The sequence below is a fragment of the Parabacteroides goldsteinii DSM 19448 = WAL 12034 genome, assembly GCF_000969835.1.
GTDB classification, from domain to species: Bacteria; Bacteroidota; Bacteroidia; order Bacteroidales; family Tannerellaceae; genus Parabacteroides; species Parabacteroides goldsteinii.
Genome location: NZ_KQ033912.1, coordinates 3,291,469 through 3,310,927, shown reverse-complemented (window position 1 = coordinate 3,310,927; position 19,459 = coordinate 3,291,469). Strand labels below are relative to the sequence as shown.

General features: G+C 44.9%; 16 protein-coding genes. 9 read left to right on the top strand and 7 right to left on the bottom strand.

The genetic code is table 11. From position 1 onward, the window contains the following. Positions 1-41 precede the first annotated feature (41 nt). The 7 genes from HMPREF1535_RS12100 to HMPREF1535_RS12070 form a co-directional block, all read right to left on the bottom strand. A complete protein-coding gene (locus HMPREF1535_RS12100; RefSeq protein WP_009859721.1) occupies positions 42-1,400 on the bottom strand; it encodes a hypothetical protein in 1,359 nt (452 codons plus the stop codon). Positions 1,401-1,525: 125 nt separating this feature from the next. Further along, positions 1,526-3,076 carry an alkyl hydroperoxide reductase subunit F gene (ahpF, locus tag HMPREF1535_RS12095; protein ID WP_046146254.1) on the bottom strand — a complete coding sequence of 517 codons (1,551 nt, stop codon included), beginning with the start codon at positions 3,074-3,076 and terminating at the stop codon, positions 1,526-1,528. Positions 3,077-3,169: 93 nt separating this feature from the next. Further along, complete coding sequence (gene ahpC, locus HMPREF1535_RS12090) at positions 3,170-3,736, bottom strand: alkyl hydroperoxide reductase subunit C (RefSeq protein ID WP_009859723.1); 567 nt, start codon at positions 3,734-3,736, stop codon at positions 3,170-3,172. A gap of 160 nt (positions 3,737-3,896) precedes the next feature. Beyond that, positions 3,897-4,799 carry a cation diffusion facilitator family transporter gene (locus tag HMPREF1535_RS12085; protein ID WP_046146538.1) on the bottom strand — a complete coding sequence of 301 codons (903 nt, stop codon included), beginning with the start codon at positions 4,797-4,799 and terminating at the stop codon, positions 3,897-3,899. Positions 4,800-4,887: 88 nt separating this feature from the next. Then, complete coding sequence (gene pflA / locus HMPREF1535_RS12080) at positions 4,888-5,610, bottom strand: pyruvate formate-lyase-activating protein (RefSeq protein ID WP_046146537.1); 723 nt, start codon at positions 5,608-5,610, stop codon at positions 4,888-4,890. Positions 5,611-5,623: 13 nt separating this feature from the next. After that, positions 5,624-7,864 carry a formate C-acetyltransferase gene (pflB, locus tag HMPREF1535_RS12075; RefSeq protein ID WP_009859726.1) on the bottom strand — a complete coding sequence of 747 codons (2,241 nt, stop codon included), beginning with the start codon at positions 7,862-7,864 and terminating at the stop codon, positions 5,624-5,626. Between the two features lie 775 nt (positions 7,865-8,639). Beyond that, a complete protein-coding gene (locus HMPREF1535_RS12070; protein WP_046146253.1) occupies positions 8,640-9,269 on the bottom strand; it encodes an HU family DNA-binding protein in 630 nt (209 codons plus the stop codon). A gap of 347 nt (positions 9,270-9,616) precedes the next feature. Between HMPREF1535_RS12070 and HMPREF1535_RS12065 the strand changes: the two genes are divergently transcribed. The 9 genes from HMPREF1535_RS12065 (at position 9,617) to HMPREF1535_RS12025 (ending at position 19,421) form a co-directional block, all read left to right on the top strand. Next, positions 9,617-10,930 carry a hypothetical protein gene (locus HMPREF1535_RS12065; protein WP_046146252.1) on the top strand — a complete coding sequence of 438 codons (1,314 nt, stop codon included), beginning with the start codon at positions 9,617-9,619 and terminating at the stop codon, positions 10,928-10,930. Positions 10,931-10,965: 35 nt separating this feature from the next. After that, the gene (locus HMPREF1535_RS12060; protein ID WP_046146251.1) at positions 10,966-12,186 is read left to right on the top strand and encodes an imelysin family protein; all 1,221 of its coding nucleotides are present in this window, start codon (positions 10,966-10,968) and stop codon (positions 12,184-12,186) included. Between the two features lie 92 nt (positions 12,187-12,278). Then, a complete protein-coding gene (locus HMPREF1535_RS12055) occupies positions 12,279-13,685 on the top strand; it encodes a di-heme oxidoredictase family protein (RefSeq protein WP_009859730.1) in 1,407 nt (468 codons plus the stop codon). Between the two features lie 19 nt (positions 13,686-13,704). After that, a complete protein-coding gene (locus tag HMPREF1535_RS12050; RefSeq protein ID WP_009859731.1) occupies positions 13,705-14,940 on the top strand; it encodes a porin in 1,236 nt (411 codons plus the stop codon). 14 nt (positions 14,941-14,954) lie between these two features. Next, positions 14,955-15,662, top strand: a complete 708-nt coding sequence (locus HMPREF1535_RS12045) for a hypothetical protein (protein ID WP_009859732.1) — start codon at positions 14,955-14,957, stop codon at positions 15,660-15,662. 21 nt (positions 15,663-15,683) lie between these two features. Further along, positions 15,684-16,835, top strand: a complete 1,152-nt coding sequence (locus HMPREF1535_RS12040) for a Rid family hydrolase (protein ID WP_046146250.1) — start codon at positions 15,684-15,686, stop codon at positions 16,833-16,835. Between the two features lie 25 nt (positions 16,836-16,860). After that, the gene (locus HMPREF1535_RS12035) at positions 16,861-17,553 is read left to right on the top strand and encodes a hemerythrin domain-containing protein (RefSeq protein WP_010800662.1); all 693 of its coding nucleotides are present in this window, start codon (positions 16,861-16,863) and stop codon (positions 17,551-17,553) included. 10 nt (positions 17,554-17,563) lie between these two features. Continuing rightward, positions 17,564-18,172 carry a response regulator transcription factor gene (locus HMPREF1535_RS12030; protein WP_046146249.1) on the top strand — a complete coding sequence of 203 codons (609 nt, stop codon included), beginning with the start codon at positions 17,564-17,566 and terminating at the stop codon, positions 18,170-18,172. Between the two features lie 103 nt (positions 18,173-18,275). Further along, positions 18,276-19,421 carry a Rid family hydrolase gene (locus HMPREF1535_RS12025; protein ID WP_046146248.1) on the top strand — a complete coding sequence of 382 codons (1,146 nt, stop codon included), beginning with the start codon at positions 18,276-18,278 and terminating at the stop codon, positions 19,419-19,421. Positions 19,422-19,459: the final 38 nt, after the last annotated feature.

Genomic DNA, 19,459 nt, shown 5'->3' with positions numbered 1-19,459 from the left:
CCCCGATGCAAATAACACATATTTCATCAGCACTAACGATTTCAGAATCCATACTTTTTTATCAGCTCATCACAAAAAGAGAAGGCCTGTTGCCATGCATAGGCATGTTCGGATTTTTCAATAAGCAATAAACTGAGTATTTCCCGGGATTTGCGAAGATCAGAACCGTTCAATGCTTTATGAGCCATCAGTTCCTTTTTCCCAGGAAAACTATCGGGTATAGACATTTCCAGCATCCGATAATAGACTACCACTAACACAGCACGTTGCGATTGCCCCAGTAGTTCTTTCGATTTTTGACCACACTCATCGAGTGCCTTAAAATATACGGCATTCAAATACTCAACCGATTCGGCATATTCACCCTGTAAAGCAAGGATTCTGAAAATACCCAGTCGGGCACACTGCACATTATCAGACGATACCGACAAGTCTGCTACACGTTCAAAACCTTCTTTTGCCTCTTCCTGAGAGAGAACACTTTCTATAATCGGGATTTTTATTCCTTGTATTTTCACCCATTCATAGTAAGACATGCCAACCAAACAACGATGGAAAAGCCGGTTAAGTTCCGGTCCTTCTTCCATAGCAGACGCATAGCGATCGGCCTCAACAAACTTTCTCTTCAAAATAGAATCGTGGACCATCGATTTGCAAAACTCCAGGGATAAATCCCCTGTATTGTTCTTGTTCTTCCATTCATTATACGGAGCGCTCCAACCGGAGAGAAAAGGCATTTCTTCTTCTTCAAAGTCATCCAACTCCTTGCCAATCTCATCAGTCGCAAGTACTTCAAATGATTCGGGAACAGCCAGCATTTCAAGTAACGCCCGGATTCGCTCCGGTTCCGGCGCATCCTCCTCGTCCATCCCCGCCATCTGACAGAATAAGGGGAAAAAGGCATACCAAAATCCCAGCGTATCAGCGGCATTAGCATAATTATCATCTTCTTTATCTCCCCCGGCGAGCACCTTTGAAGCCAGTGGGATGATAAGTTCGGCCAGTTCCAAAGGATCGAGTTCACGAAGTTCGGTCTTTGCCGATTCCGGAAGGATGCCGAGATCGATCAGTTTCGTCCACAGCAACGATCCTGCGGTGACACAGCAACGACCCGAACGGTGGTCGAAATAAGTTCCGTCACTCAAAAAGCCACCTTCTTCGTTGAGTTTCAGGGCTGCACTACGTTCCGGCTCGGGTAATTGCTCCGGAGGCAGAAGGAAGAGATAACCGAGTTTTTCCAGTTCTTCCCGTACCCGCAGGACAGTATATCCACAATCCAGTTGATTCTGGAGCTGGTAAAGATTGAAACAAATGTTTCGGGCTAAAGGAGGGATAGGAGAAGCGGTGGCAACTGTTATCACAGAACTTTCCACCAGACTTTCAATTTCATGCATCGACATAATTGTATAGATTAGAATGAATCTTGCAAAGATAGCAATACCCGGATATAAACCGACATAGAAACGCTTCTGAATCGATTTATACCCGGGTATTATTTTTTATGCCTTCCGGAAAGTTCTGCGGCTTATAACATTCCCCGCATCCGGTCTTCGAAAGCTGTCAGGGCTGCTTTGGCCCCTTCGCCCATCGAAATAATGATCTGTTTATAAGGGACAGTCGATACGTCGCCGGCCGCATAGATACCTGGAACGCTTGTACGACAATGGCTATCGATCACGATCTCACCCTGACGGTTCGTATCTACCACCTCACGGAACGGACCGCTGTTGGCTGCCAGGCCGATCTGGACAAAGATGCCATCCAGTTCGATGTTGCGGACTTCCTCTGTCTTACGGTCCTTTATACGGATACCGGTCACTTTTTCACCGTTACCCAGTACCTCCATCGTCTGGGAATGCATAAAGATCTCCACGTTCGGAAGGCTTCTTGCCTTATCCTGCAAGACCTGATCCGCTTTCAACTCATCGGCAAATTCGAGAAGCGTCACTTTTGAACAGATACCTGCCAGGTCGATAGCCGCCTCAACGCCTGAATTTCCGCCGCCTACAACAGCCACATGCTTGCCTTTATAGAACGGACCGTCGCAATGCGGGCAGAAAGCGACACCGCGTCCGATATATTCGGATTCTCCGGGGACATTCAACCTGCGCCAGCTAGCTCCGGTTGCTACGATAACGGCCGGGGCTATCAGTTTTTCGCCGGTAGAGGTTGTCAGCAGCTTTTCGCGTCCTTCGACTTCCACCTTCTCGATACGGCGGTGTTCAAGGATATCGATCGGATAATCTTTCATATGCGACATCAGGTCGAGAGCCAGCTGCTGCCCCGTCGTCTGCGAAACAGAAATCATATTCTCGATACCGACAGTTTCCTTCACCTGTCCGCCGATACGGTCGGCCACAACAGCCACCGCCAAACCTTTACGGGCAGTATAGATAGCTGACGCACTTCCGGCAGGACCTCCGCCGACGATGATAACATCGTAGTTCTTTTCTACCACCGGCAGGTTCTCCTCTTTCACGCCATACTGCGCTCCGAGCTTGCCAAGCAGTTCGCCAAAGTCTCCACGACCTACATGGATCAGTTTACCGTCGGCAAATACGGAAGGTACTCCCTGCACTTTCATGGCAGCAACCTCTTCCTGGTTGATCGCACCGTCCACCATTTCGTGAGAGATTTCCGGGTTCAGCGTAGCCATGGCATTCAAAGCCTGTACAACGTCAGGACAGTTGGTACAGGTCAAAGAAACATATGTAGTCAGTTTGACTGGGCCATTCAGGGCCTTCACACGGTTACAAATACTTTCGTCGGGAATATTTTTGCCTTTGCCGTCGCTGTTCAGGATAGCCAGCAGCAACGAAGTAAATTCGTGTCCGTTGGGAACGCCCCGGAATTTAATACCGGTTTTTTCCCCGTTTTTCAGCAGAGAGAACTCCAGGCCTTCGCCGTCTGCCACCTGTACGGTGATCTTATCGGAACAGGAAGCCACATCGTTCAGCAATTCCAATAATTCCTTCCTGCTTTCATGTTCAGGAGAAACTTGTATATCAAATATATATTCGTTCGTCAATCCGCTAAAGATACCGGACAACTGATTTCTCATTGATGAATCTAACATAGTTGAATCCTTTATTTTAATTATGAATAGAACAACTGATATTTGTTTAGATAAAAAAGGCCGACAATATGTTGCCGGCCTCCAGTTTTACTATTAGATCTTACCGACCAGATCGATGCTCGGTTTCAATGTTTCGCCACCTTTTTTCCATTTGGCGGGGCAAACTTCGCTCGGATGTTCGGCGATGAACTGGGCAGCTTCTACTTTACGAAGCAGTTCGTCGGCGTTACGGCCGATACCGTTATCGTTGATTTCTGCCAGTTTGATCTTTCCTTCCGGATTTACCAGGAATGTACCGCGGTAAGCCATACCGTCTTCTTCGATCATTACACCGAATGCACGGCTCAATACGCCTGTCGGGTCTGCCAACATCGGGTATTTGATCTTACGAATCGTTTCAGAAGCATCGTGCCATGCTTTGTGTACGAAGTGTGAATCTGTACTTACAGAGTAAACTTCTACACCCATTGCCTGGAACTGGTCATATTTGTCAGCCATATCTACCAACTCGGTCGGACAAACAAATGTAAAGTCAGCCGGGTAGAAAAAGAAAATCGCCCATTTGCCTTTGATGTCGTCGCTGCTTACAGTTTTGAAACTACCGTTATGGTATGCCTGAACTTTAAACTCGGGTGCTTGTGAATTGATAATAGGTTCCATAGAATTTTTATTTTAATCGTTATTACTATTTTGTTTTTGTTACTGGTGCAAAGATAAGTTGCCGATTCGAGGTAAGAACAAAAAATCCAATCGAAAGGTTTTATGCAGTCATAGACAAAATCTTTGAGTATCAGTAAATCAGGTTTATAATATACCTGTTTCAGTCTGAGCAACAGCGCCCATCGCACTTGAATCCCGACGTTTCAAATTCGAGCGTAGCATGCTGGATTCCCACATGCTGAAGGTCGTGTTTTATCTCCTGTTTGATACGTTCCATTTCTGAAATATCCGCAACGGAAACATGGGCGGTAAGTGCCGTTTCGGTCGTACTGATCGCCCAGATATGGAGATGATGGACGCCTTCAACGCCTTCGACCGAATGTATCGTCTTTTCCACCTTATCGATGTCCGTTCCCGCCGGCACACCGTCCAGAGAGAGACGGATACTGTCGCGTAGCAGTCCCCAGGTAGAAACAATGATAACGAACGCAATCAACAGGCCGATAATCGGGTCGATGATATACCATCCGGTATGGGCAATAACAATTCCGGAGACAACCACGCCGACCGATACCAGTGCATCGGCAGCCATATGCAAGTAAGCACCTTTCACATTCAAGTCTTTATCCTTATCCTTCATGAAAAGCCATGCCGTAAGTGCATTTATAACGACTCCGATACCTGCCACCCAAGCGATCGCATCACCCTCGACCGGACGCGGATGCAGCAATTTTCCTATACTTTCAGCAATAATAATCCCGACGGCCACCAAGAGGATGACCGCATTCAGGAGGGATACGAGTACAGTGCTTTTCTTATATCCATAGGTATAGCTGCAAGTCGGGTGCACCTTAGCCAGCCGGAAAGCCAGCATAGCCAGTACCAGGCTGGCCACATCTCCCAGGTTATGCCCTGCATCCGACAGAAGTCCTAATGAATTATACCAGAAGCCAGCCGTAAATTCGGCTACGACAAAAGCCAGGTTCAGGGAGATACCTATAATGAAAGCCTTGTTCAAAGAGGTTATTTCGTGGTGGTGATGATCATGATGATGTTGTTCCATATTCATTCCTACTTTTATTTGAGTAACAATATGGGACAAAACTATGTTTTTTAGAGCAATAAAAATATACCTGATTATAGGTAAATTATCAGATGGTTATACCGTGCTTCTTAAATATTTCTTTGGCATTTGCCAGACGTTCGGCCGATAAAGGTTCTACCTCTTTCAGTTTGTAGTCGAGACCTTGAGCCTCGTATTTATATGTGCCCATCGTGTGATAAGGCAAGAGTTCCGCCTTCTGTACAACCGTATAGTGGCTGATGTATTCGGCCAGTTTATCCAAGGCTTCGTCATTATCCGTCAGTCCGGGCACAATGACATGGCGTATCCAAACCGGAACACCGCGTTTTTCCAGTTCGTCCAGGAAACGTAACGTATTATCCAGTTTCACGGCCGTTAGACGGGGATGCAGGTCGGGATCGATGGTTTTTATATCCAATAAGACCAGGTCGGCATATTCCAGAACCGCCAGGGCTTTCGGTGTGCAGATATAGCCGGATGTATCGAGCGCCGTATGAATACCGGCTTCCCGGCAAAGACGGAAAAACTCCCTGAGAAATTCAGCTTGCAATAAAGGTTCTCCCCCGGTGACAGTCACGCCTCCCTTGGCGATAAAGTTCTTATATCGTAAAACCTCAGCCAATAATTCTTCAGGCGTCATCTGATATTTGGCAAGACCTTTGCTATCCCAGGTATCCGGATTGTGGCAATACAGGCAACGGAGCGGACAACCCTGCATAAAGACAACAAAACGAATTCCGGGACCATCAACGGTCCCGAAACTCTCTAGTGAATGTATGTTTCCTTTAATTTCCAACTTTCAATTACAAAGAATGATTGATTGTTCTTGAAATCACATCCAGCTGCTGTTCGCGTGTCAGTTTCACAAAGTTTACTGCATAACCCGATACGCGGATTGTCAACTGCGGATAGTTTTCCGGATGCTCCATAGCATCGAGCAACAGCTCCTTGTCGAATACGTTCACATTCAGATGCTGTCCGCCGTCAGGAGTAAAGTAACCGTCCAGCAGGCCGACCATATTGGCGATCTGAATATCACGTTCTTTTCCTAACGTTGCAGGAGAAACAGCGAATGTATAAGAGATACCGTCGTGTGCATGCTGGAACGGCAGTTTAGCAACAGAAGCCAGTGCAGCAACAGCGCCTTTGGTATCACGTCCGTTCATCGGGTTCGCACCCGGAGCAAACGGCGTACCACCTTCGCGACCGTCGGGAGTTGCACCTGTCTTCTTTCCATACACCACATTGGATGTGATAGTCAGGATAGACTGTGTCGGAGTGGCGTTGCGGTATGTCTGGTGCTGACGCAGATATTCCATGAACTTTTCAGTGATGTCGACAGCAATACTATCTGTACGATCGTCATTGTTACCGAAAGGAACATAATCTCCTTCACGTTCGAAACCGACAGCCAGGCCACGTTCGTCGCGGATCACTTTTACTTTCGTATCGCGGATAGCAGCCAATGAGTCGGCAACGATAGAAAGGCCGGCAATACCTGTTGCGCGGATACGTTCTACCGAACCGTCATGCAAAGCCATCTCGAATGCTTCATACGCATATTTATCGTGCATGTAATGGATGATCTTCAGTGCATTCACATAAACTTTAGCCAGCCAGCGCATCATCTGTTCGTATTTCTCCATCACTTCGTTGTAATCCAGGTATTCGCTGGTGATCGGTTCAAACCTCGGAGCCACCTGTACACCTGATCTTTCGTCGCGCCCGCCGTTGATGGCATACAGCAAACATTTAGCCAGGTTGGCACGTGCGCCGAAATACTGCATCTGCTTACCGATCTTCATCGGAGACACGCAGCAGGCAATACCATAATCATCTCCATAATCCGGACGCATCAGATCGTCGTTCTCATACTGGATAGCGGAAGTATCGATAGAAACCTTCGCACAGAAACGTTTCCAGTTTTCAGGAGCGTTGTTGAACCACAGTACCGTTAAGTTGGGTTCCGGTGCCGGGCCGAGGTTATATAATGTATGCAGATAACGGTAAGACGTCTTCGTCACCAATGAACGGCCGTCGACACCCTGTCCGCCCAAAGACTCGGTTACCCAAACAGGGTCACCGGAGAACAGGTCGTTATATTCCGGAGTACGAAGGAAACGGACGATACGCAGTTTGATAATAAACTGATCGATCAGCTCCTGAGCTTCTTCTTCCGTCAGCTTGCCTTCGCGGATATCTTTTTCAATATAAATATCGAGGAAAGTAGAAGTACGTCCCAACGACATGGCAGCCCCATCCTGGTCCTTCACCGCAGCCAGATAACCCAGATAGACAAACTGAACCGCTTCGCGTGCATCCTTTGCAGGCTTGGTCACGTCGAAACCATAACCGGCACACATCTTTTCGAAAGCCTTCAGCGCCTTGATCTGTTCGGATATTTCCTCACGGCTCTGGATGATCTCTTCGGTCAGTTCCTGAATATCGAGTCTTTTCAGATAATGTTTCTTTTCAGCGATCAGGATTTCAGTACCGTAAAGTGCTACACGGCGGTAGTCACCGATAATACGTCCGCGTCCGTAAGCATCCGGCAGGCCGGTGATGATAGCGGAACGGCGCGCTGCAAGCATTTCATCTGTATAAGCGGAGAATACGCCTTCGTTATGCGTCTTTCTGTATTTCGTGAAGATTTCTTTTGTCATCGGGTCCAGTTTGTAGCCATATGCTTCCAGACTGTTTTCCACCATGCGGGTACCACATTTCGGGTAAATACCGCGTTTCAGGGGGGCATCGGTTTGCAGGCCGACAATTACTTCGTTTTCTTTGTCAATATAACCTGGTCCGTAAGTATCTATACCTTGAGGATATTTTGTTTCAGCGTCGTAAACACCCTTCTCCCTTTCAACCTTAAACATTTCGGTCAATTTATCCCAAACTTTCTTCGTCTTATCTGAGGAGTCTTTCAAGAAAGAGTCGTCCCCTTCGTAAGGTTTGTAGTTGTTCTGGATAAAATCCCTTACGTTAATCTCTCTTTTCCAAATTTCGCCTTTGAACTGCGCCCAGTTCTCGTTTTCAAACTTCATACCTTATTTTGTTTTCTTCGGTTTTAATTTCGGTGCAAAGGTACGTTATTTATATGGCATGCGAAACAATCAACAAAAACATCATGTATTCCCAACGGCCAAAATCCCTACAAATAGTTACTAAAACGGTAGATATAGTGCAGCGTATCGCCTGATATAGGTATCAAACAGGAAGGATTATAAATAATATCAAAAAAATAAAAAAGGAACCATCCTTCGCAGGAGAGTCCCTTTTTTATGCCGGAAACAACCAATAAAAAATTTCCGACACACGTTTAATCATCTTATATGCTTACATAATTAGCAAAAGGTTTTGATATAGCGATTATACTAATAGTGTTACTTTTTTCTATGTTGCAAAGATAGAGCCGTCAAGGGGAGTACACAATACCTATTATATAGTAAAAAAAGAGCTTCCTACTACCTATTCTGTGTTATAATCGGGAAAATTGATCATTGGAATAAACAATATTTGCAAAAATTGCTTTCTTTGATAAATAAAAAAGAGCCATTCTTCACAGGATGGCTCCCTTTTATATATGAAAGGGACAACCAATAAAAAAACTCCCTTCCATGGGTATTTACCTTAAATAATAGGTGTACATAAAAATCAACAAATCGGATTTTGGTCAGGACGATTTATACTAATAGTAAAACTTAATTGATACGGCAAAGGTAAAACCACGGAAAGGCACAGGCAATACCTATTTATATGTAAAACGAGCTCATTTCTAACCATAAATAGGGATTACAGGGTAAAATATTACCTATATAATTATTCTACCTTCAGATTTTCCCCCGCAACATATACCACAGACCTGCCCGCCCCGCGACGGCGAAGAAGACCCTGGCTGATAAAATCGTTCAGTTCATTCATCGCCTCGTAAGGTGTCAATCCGACCAGTCCTATATATTCCTTTCGGGTAATACAAATGTTTATTTTGAGGAAAGAGACCATTTTTTTCATCCGCTCTTTCACGGTAGAATTGACAATTTTTTGTCTCCGCGTAAGGGAATGCACGCGTTGAAACTTCATCTCATGTTTGATTCTTTTTCGGAATTCACTGCTGATTCTCAGATGTACATTTTGAAAAGCGATCGATTTCGGTTTGATTTCATCCTCATCGTCATCCGTATCCTTCAGGCACTTCAATGAAGTAGAAAAAAATCCAAGATCACCTAATTCCACAATGTTTCCATCGGCAAGCAGATAACAAAGGTCGTCGACAATGGCAGCAAGTGCCCCGCCAATCTGATTCTTCGGCAGATGTTCAAAGGCTGCCACATGTTCTACAAACTCTTGACTGGTGTAAGTCTTTTTCGGACAAACACGGGCATGCAGCGATTTTTTACCGTCTTCCCCTTTGGGTGAAGGTGTTTCATACAGGTCGTATTGTGTGATCATAGGTTATATTGATATTAATTGTTCAAATATAACTTGTTTCTCCCTGATAAATCGAAATACTTCTAAAAATAAATTTCGCTTCTAGAAAAAAAATCATTCGACAATCATTCTTTATTCGTTCGACAATTGTCGAATGATTATTCGATAGCTGTTAAATGCATAAAGAATGATTGTCGAACGATTTTTTATTTTAAACGAACAAATATAGAAATAAGAATTGAATAGTACGCCCTCAAATAAACCTAACAAATACCTACAACTAGGTAAGCTCAACCACTTTTTACCTACTATATGCGATTGCGCAGGCTTCCCACACAAGCTAATTTTGCCAAAAATTTTAAAAAGGCATGAAAAGATTAGTGAATTTCCTAACGTTAGCGATATGTGTTTGCTGCCCGGTTTTAGCTCAAGAAAGCGAGATGAACTCTACCGTTAAAGCAAAAGAGGTCTACGATGATTATCAAAAGTTTCGTTTCGGAGGTTATGGGGAGATGGCTGCCAGTTACTTAGATTACGATTGGAATTGGACAACAGCCAACGGAACAGCAAAAAGAAACAGAGGAGAAATATCCATACCTCGTTTTATTTTAGCGTTTGACTACAAGTTTTCCTCCAAATGGGTGTTAAGTTCCGAAATCGAATTTGAATACGGAGGCACCGGAGCTGCCCGGGAAATCGAATGGAAAGAAGAAAATGGGGAATATGAAACAGAAATTGAAAAGGGCGGTGAAGTAGCTCTCGAACAATTTCATATTTCTTATTTAATGAATAAACATTTAAATTTCCGCTTCGGTCACATGATCGTTCCTGTCGGATTAACGAATGCGCATCATGAACCTTTGAATTTCTTCGGGGTATATCGTCCCGAGGGTGAAACGACCATCCTGCCTTCCACCTGGCATGAAACAGGAGTTGCCCTGTTTGGTGACTTAGGTAATTTCGACTATGAATTACAATTGGTTTCCGGTCTTGACCCGCAGGCTTTCCGCACAGAAAACTGGGCAGGAAAAGCGACTCAGGGCGCTTTCGAAATCAGCAATTTCACAAGCCCGGCATTTGTAGCACGCGTCAACTATAATGGAGTAAAGGCATTCCAGGGACTACGCGTCGGAGCCTCTTTCTATTACGACCAAATGGCTAAAAACGGAACCAAACCCACAAGAAACAGTAAGTATAAATTCCCGGTTACGATATTTTCGGCAGATGCCCAATACAAGAGCGTGAATAACAGTTTGATTGCTCGCGCCAACATCATATATGGCAATCTGGAGGACAGTGATGCATTGACCAGTATAAACAATGGTTCTTCCAATGCTTCCGGTTATCCCAAATCAACCGTAGCCAAAAATGCCATAAGCTATGGAGGTGAAGTAGGCTATAACATTGGTTCTTTCTGTGGAAAAAAAGCACCTAAGATTTATCCGTTTGTACGTTACGAATTTTACAGTCCCATGTACAAGATGGAAAAAGGAGGCAATGTCAAAGTCGCAGACAAACGTCTGGAAAAGAGCCTTATAACGGCAGGTTTAAATTATTATGCACTCCCCAATCTGGTTATAAAAGCAGACTATACCCACAAAATTGTAGGTGGAGGCGATTACAACAGCCAGAACATGGCATCTATAGGCATTGCTTATATAGGCTGGTTCATAAAAAAATAAAAAGAGAAAATATAAATTTATAATAGAATTTGAAAATGAAAAAGAGTACATTATTTCCCATCTTATTAATGGGAGTTTCATTGAGTTTCTTTTCTTGCAGTGACGACGATCCCGATAACAATGCTCAGGGATGGACTTTTGACCTCTTGCCTAATGACACAGGTACAAAACCGACAGAAGCACAAATGAGTGCGACTGTTACACAATACGTAGATCATGTTGTATTACCGACTTATAAGGATTTATTAGACAAAATGACTGCTTATACTGCTGCCGTAGACAAATTCGTAGCATCTAATAGTCAAAATGACCTCTCCGATGCATGTACCGCCTGGCGTGCTGCCCGTGTGCCTTGGGAACAATCGGAAGCTTTTCTTTTCGGTGTCGCAGATAAAGGTTTGTATGATCCAAGCTTGGATAGCTGGCCATTGGATAAAAATGGGATTGATAAAATTATAGAGTCCGGAGATTTTAGTAATGTAGATGGTGATGTTGATGACGACGAAGACGCACCTGCCGATGCTCCTCAAAACCTTCGTGGCTTCCACACAGCAGAAAGAATGTTGTTCGATAACGGCGATCCCCGTCAAATATCGAAATCACCTTTCAGTGACAATGAAAAGAAATATCTTCAAATTGTATCTAAACACATGCTGAAAGATGTTACAGCATTATATAATGGATGGGACAAAGGTTTAGGAGATATCAACGTACCAACTTCTTACGGGGAAGCGATGAAAAAACATGACGGGACTTCTGCTTATACTGGGTTAAGTTCTATTTACCAGGCTATTGAAACAATACTAAACGGAAATAACGGAATGGCTGGAATTTCTAATGAAGTGGGAACAGCTAAAATTCAAGATCCTGTTGATAAATGGAATGAGAGTAACAAAGATGCATCTGACCCGAACAACCCGGGAGTATTAGCCGTAGAATCATGGTATAGCTGGAATTCTATCGATGACTATGCAAACAATATTGTCAGCATCAAAAACTCATACTTCGGAGGCCGTGACCTGGATAAAGAGAATGCAAGTACCAATAGTCTGCATGCGTTGGTCAAGGTTATAAACCCGACATTGGATAGCTTGATGGTTGTACAGATCGACAAAACAATTGAAGCGATAGAAGATATGCCACGTCCATTCCGTAACAATCTGGGAGCTGAAACAGAAATCAAGGCTGCGACGGATGCATGCAAGGAATTGACAAACGGATTAGGAAAAATCCGTGCCAAGCTTTCTGCTGAATAACACAAACATAATATAAGTATCGGGAAGGAACCTTATAACAAAAAGGTTCCTCCCCCCTTTTGCATTTAAGCTATATATCAATAACCAATAAAATGAAACAGAGATTACTCATATATTTCTCTATTATCGGATGTTTGCTTTGCAGTTGTGAAACGGAAGATATCGAGAACTGGCTAGTCAAAAAACCGAATGGGCAGACAGCATCTCCCGAAGAACTCTCTGCCGGTATCTCTACCATTTTTTCCAGTGCGCCGGACGCCTATGACTCTCAATCCGAGTGGGTGACAGGAGAACTGGAAAAACGTTTTAACAGCGGTGACGGACTATATGACGACGCACGTGGTGTAGAAAATGTATCCGGAGGTGGCTTAGGTCCGCTATATGCCGGATATTCCTGTGGAAGCTGCCACAAAAGTACCGGTAGAACACGTCCTGCCATAGCAGATGGCGGGTCAGGAGCCGGTTTTTCTTCGATGCTGATTTACATCTCCCGCAAAAGTGGGGGTTACTACCCCGACTACGGGCGTGTCTTACACGACCAGGCCATTTATGGTACAAAGCCGGAAGGACGCCTCAAAATAACGACATCCGTACAAAAATACAAATTTCCTGATGGCGAAGAATACGAATTGATGACGCCTCACTATCAGGTCACAGAATGGTACGCCGACAGTATCCCGATGTCGGATATACGCATATCTGTCCGCCAACCTCTACGCCATGTTGGAATGGGACAAATGATGGCGCTCGATCTGGATTTACTGAAACAAATTGCAGCAAAAAGTAATTATCCGGAATATGGTATTAGCGGACGACTCAATTATGTAACGGAAAAAGGAAAAAAACAGATCGGTCTTTCCGGAAACAAGGCAAACCATCAGGATCTGACTGTTGAACTCGGTTTTTCTTCAGACCTGGGTGTAACAAACGACCGTTTCCCGCATGAAGTAGGCGAAGGACAAAGTAATATGATGGGATTTGCCATGTCGGGAGTACAGGTATCGACTGAAGATATGGAAGATGTAGACTTATATTTGCAAACTTTAGGTGTACCGGCACGTCGCAACATTAATGACGCTACTGTAAAAAAAGGAGAGCAACTATTTTATCAGGCTAAATGCCACCTTTGCCATGTAACCACCCTAAAGACACGGCCACGAGGAACCGTCTTGCTCAACAATACAGAACTTCCTCAACTCGGCAATCAAATCATTCACCCCTATTCGGACTATTTGCTTCACGATATGGGAGTGGAACTGGGTGACGATTATCCAAGCGGAATAGCAAACGGCAACGAATGGCGTACTACACCGTTATGGGGACTGGGATTACAGGAAGTGGTCAACGGTCATAGCTATTTTCTGCACGACGGACGGGCACGCAACCTGACGGAAGCCATCATGTGGCATGGCGGCGAAGGAGCCGCATCCCGCACATTATTCGCCCGTATGAGTAAAGATGACCGTGAAGCTCTTATTAAATTTCTTCAAAGTTTATAAACAAGTCAAACAAATTGAAATGAAAAAATTATATATCGCGTTGACAGCAGCATTATTATCTGCAACAATTCAGATACAAGCACAAGATACTACTAAAAAAGAAATTGACGACAAATACGTAGAAAACGATGTGGTCTCTTTGGCAGGTAAGAAAGGGTTCTCTTTTTCGACAAAAGCTGGTGATTTCCTGTTCAAACCTTATGCCCTTGTACAGGCTAGTGCAACCTATAACCGATATGACGACCAAGGACTGGAAAGCCATTATGCTAAAAATGTGGCGAACTCTGGTTTTGCCATACCTAATGCCATCCTCGGTTTTACAGGGAAGGCATTCAACAAAGTTACTTTCAACTTATCATTGAATCCGGCCAAAAGTGGTGGTGCACTATTGCAGCAGGCATGGTTCGACATTGCTATAAAAGAATCTTTCCGTATCCGCGCCGGTAAATTCAAAACACCGTTTATGCACGCTTATCTAAGCACATTGGGAGAAACGTTGTTTCCCGTATTACCTTATTCGGCCACGCGATCCATCTTACTTCCTTATGACCTCAATTATGTGATACCGAGCATGTCGACTGGTTTCGACCTGGGTGTCATGGTACACGGATTAGTCAATAATAAATGGGAATATCAGGTAGGTATATTCAATGGCACCGGCATCGATGTCAATACAGCGACAAAGACGAATTGCGATGATCACGAATGGTTACCATCCCTACTCTACTCCGGCCGTCTTGCCTTTATGCCGAAAGGAGAGATGCCGAACTCCCAAGGTTCACCGGAAAATCTGAATGATGATAAGATGTCTATCGCAGTTTCTGCCTCTTACAACGCTGAAGCCGAATTTTTGTCCGCCAGCGATACCCGTGTAGGACTGGAATTTACCTGGATCAAAAACCGCTGGTATTTTGCTGCGGAAGGTTACTTCATGAATATGCATTTTACTAAAATCATGCAAAAACCGGATAAAAATTTCTGGGGAGCTTATGCACAGGCGGGATACTTTATTACACCGAAACTGCAGGGGGCATTGAGATATGACGTATTCGACCGCAATGCTACAGATGACGGTGGTTTGTTAAATATGCCGGCAATAGGAATGAACTATTACTTTTTCAACAATAACCTGAAATTGCAGGTCATGTACCAGTATATGGGACGTACCGGACACGCCACCCAAGGTGACCGCGACGAAGACGGTATCGGTATCGCACGCCATTCGGCAACAGCAATGTTACAGTTTACGTTCTAATAAACTTATGTATTATGAAGAATAAATATACAGGGTTCGTTTGCTCCTTTCTTCTAATGCTTTGCGGATGCGATGAAGGAACAATTTATCCGGACGAAACGATCGACTCGGGACGAACCGCCTCCGTAACAGTAACCTTCAAGGGGATTGATGCCTGGCCGAAAGAGAACTACTTATCTCTTGCAGCCTTTGGAACAGACACGCAAATCCCCTTATTGACAAAACGCATCTCCAAACCGACAATCGACGGCAGAGAACGGACAGTCAAACTGAACAACCTGAGTCCTGATACAAAAAGCATAAATATTGCCATTATCAGCAATGGGAAAAAAGTGATCTATTCATACTGTAACCAGCCGGTTGAAAACAATGGAGAGAATATTGAAATTAATTTTGGAGAGTTAGAATTGGCAAGCTTCAAACGTATCCAGTCTCAGGTATTCAAGACAAACTGTCTGTCCTGCCATGGAGAGAGTAGTTCCGGATTAGCAGGGAACCTCGATTTGAGGGAAAATACAGCTTATAAATCATTGGTAAACGTTAAAGCACCAGTCTCGGAAGAAGGAATGAACTATGTAACGCCCGGTGATCCTCATAATAGTTTTATACTCGAGATACTGGAAGAGAATCCTATCCATAAAGATATGTTCAACAGTACAGGTAAGCAAGAAATTCTCGCGCTTATAAAAACATGGATACAGGAAGGAGCTCCCAATAATTAATGAGGAATAACAAAACAGACAATGACATTCACAACAAAAACATACGAACAAAACACCATATACGCTCAAATTTGTTCTTTTGAAAGCAAGGGAGGGGTAACGGAATATCATATTATGTTTTCCGTTACCGACCCTTCACTTTCTTTCGGGGAACAGTTGGATTCTTTACAAAGAGCATACGACGCAGTGACTAAAAAAGAGGTCGGTAATGCCGTAGCCGTTTTCCATCGCTACTTTCTGAGCGATGCGGCCAACCAGGCGGATATGTTGATGGAACGGGAATGTGAAAACCCGTTCTGCGCCTTATCCATCGTGCAACAGGCACCCCTCAACGGCACAAAAATAGCCTTATGGACCTGGCTGCAAACCGGGATGGCGACAGAAACCTGCAACTCAGGAATGTTTGAAGCATCCCACAACGGGTATCGCCACCTATGGAACGGAGGTGCACACAACAAGGCAGCGACTTCCGAATACCAGACCCGGTTGCTACTCAACGATTATGTGTTGCAACTGACCGAACAACATTGTACCCTGGCTGCCGATTGTATCCGGACCTGGTTCTTCGTACAGAATGTAGACGTCAATTATGCCGGCGTAGTAAAAGCCCGCAAGGAAGTTTTCATCACGCAGAACCTGACGGAAAAGACACATTATATATCCAGCACCGGTATAGAAGGACGCCATGCCGATCCGGATGTATTGGTACAAATGGATGCCTATACCGTCGACGGCCTGCAACCGGAACAGATACAGTTCCTGTATGCTCCCACCCATCTCAATCCGACCTATGAATATGGCGTCACTTTTGAACGGGGTACCGCCGTCTCCTACGGCGACCGTAAACATATCTTCCTGTCCGGCACAGCCAGTATCGACAATAAAGGCGAGATTGTCTATCCCGGCGACATATTGAAACAGACCGGTCGAATGATGGAAAACATCAGCGCCCTACTGGAAGAGGCCGGGGCTTCCATCGGCGACATCATGCAGGCCATCGTTTACCTGCGCGACCCGGCAGACTATGAGAATGTACAGAAATATATCAGTACCCATTATCCGGAATTGCCGCACCTTATCGTACTGGCACCGGTATGCCGTCCGGGATGGCTGATTGAAACGGAATGCGTGGCTATTATACCGGCCGACCTTCCGCAATACTCCTGTCTATAAACTTAACATCCTAAAAATAACAACTATGTATAAACAAGGAAAATACACAGAGACAGATAAAATGAGCGACCTGATTTGCGAGAACTACCCGATGGTTCTCGTTATGAGCCGCTTCGGCATCGACCTGGGATTCGGAGAGAAAAATATCGGCGACGTATGCCGGCAGAACGAAGTGGACAGCTGTACCTTCCTGACCGTTGTCAATTTCCTGACGGAAGAGACTCCCGCCGTGATAAACGGTATCGACAACTGCCTCTCTGTCGGTTCACTGATTACCTATCTGCACAATGCGCACGATTATTTCCTGAACTTCCGCCTCCCGCATATCCGCCGCAAACTGACGGAAGCGATTATCGGCTGCCCGGGTGATATTGCCTTCGCCATCACCAAATTCTTCGACGATTATGTTTATGAAGTACATAAGCACATGTCGTACGAAGAAAAGATTGTCTTTCCTTATGTCCGCAATCTACAGGACGGCGTGAAGGACTCCAAATACAATATCAGTATTTTCCGCAAACGGCACGACCAAATAGAGATGAAGATCGTTGAGCTCAAAAATATCCTGCTCAAATACTATCCCGGACCCGACAATTATCTGCTGAACAGCGTCCTGTTCGATATCTTTGCCACCGAACAGGATTTGGCTTCTCATAACCGGGTAGAAGATTACCTCTTCGTTCCCGCTGTACTGGCAATTGAAAAAACAATAAAATGACTGCTGCTTTATGAACCCTAACATCAAAATAGCTATTGCCGAACCGTCTGCCATTATCCGTTGCGGACTGGTTACTTTACTGAAACGACTGCCCGGACTTCGCATCCAGCTCACAGAAATAGCAACCGCCGAATGTCTCATAGAAAGTCTCCGCATGCATCGCCCGGAGGTCTTGATGATTAACCCGGCATTACCCGGTTATTCCGGCATACAACGTTTAAAGGAGGAATGCGGATGTCCCGAAATGAAATGCCTGGCCCTTACGTATATAGCGGCCGACCATACCCAGCTCCGGTCGTACGATGACCAGATTAACATCTACGACAGCCCGGATGAGTTAAAGCATAAACTGGAACGGCTAAACGCAGAAGAAGCCTGCCCGGATACAGGAGAAGAGGAACAGCAGACACTCAGTTCGCGCGAAAAGGAGATTGTTATATGTGTTGTGAAAGGAATGACTAATCGCGAAATAGCTGACCGCCTCTATCTATCTACCCATACGGTAATCACACACCGCCGCAATATAGCCCGCAAACTGCAAGTACATAGTGCCAGCGGTTTGACCGTATACGCAATTGTAAATAAACTGATTGAATTGAACGACATAAAAAAAGCCTGATATATTTTTCTCACAGCTTTTGTTTTCTTTTCACACTCCAAAATTTGGGTTCATACTGATATGCTGTATCTTTGGGAAAAGAAACAAAATATATCAGGATACCATGAATCTAATTTCCAAACAATACGATAAGACAGAGGTGCAAATCACCTCATTCGAGACTAAAAAGGGTATTACAGAATATCATCTTCTCTTCCAGCAAACGGATTGCCTGGAAGATTACCCTACCCAACTACAGAATCTTCTGCAAGCCTATACGCAATGTGTAGAAGAACTTCCCGGAAACCCGACAGCCGTATTCCGCCGCTACTTCCTGAGCGATGTCACCAACCAGACAGCATCGCTGATGGAACAGGACCGCAGTAACCCGTATTGCGCTTTGTCCATCGTACAACAGGCACCGATGAACGGTACTAAAATAGCTCTTTGGGCATGGCTTCAAACCGGAGTACAGACGCAGGTTCTTCCCAGTAACCTGTTTGAAGCACGTCATGGCAACTACCGCCAACTATTCGGGGCTAACCTGTGCAACCGTGCTGCCAATTCGGAGTATCAGACACGGCTTATCTTCCGCGATTATATCATGCAGCTGACGGCCGCCAACTGCACGTTGGCAAACAACTGTATCCGTACCTGGATATTTGTTCAGAACGTAGACGTGAATTATCCGGGAGTCGTCAAAGCCCGCAAAGATGTATTTGCTACACAGAACCTGACGGAAAACACTCATTTTATTGCCAGTACCGGCATTGAGGGACGCTATCAGGATACCAATGTTTTCGTGACAATGGACACGTATGCCGTATCGGGTATCGGACAGGAACAGATTCAATATCTCTATGCCCCCGACCACCTGAGCCGGACGTATGAATATGGCGTGACTTTTGAAAGGGGAACAGCCATTACGTATGGCGACCGCCGTCATGTATTCGTTTCGGGTACCGCCAGCATCGACCGGTATGGTGAGATCGTACATCCGGGAGATGTCATCAAGCAATCGGAACGTATGATTGAAAACATCACCGCCTTGCTGAATGAAGCCGGAGCCGATCTGAACGACATCATGCAGGCCATCGTCTATATCCGCGACACAGGTGATTTCGTCCGCATCGAACAATACATGAAAGCTAATCATCCGAATATGCCTTACCTGATTGTCCGCGCCCCGGTATGCCGTTCCGGCTGGTTGGTCGAAATCGAATGTCTGGCCGTCGTTGCCGTAGACGAACCGGAGTATCCGCCGCTATAATTGATTTATAATTGCTACATTTGCAGCAGAACTTTAAA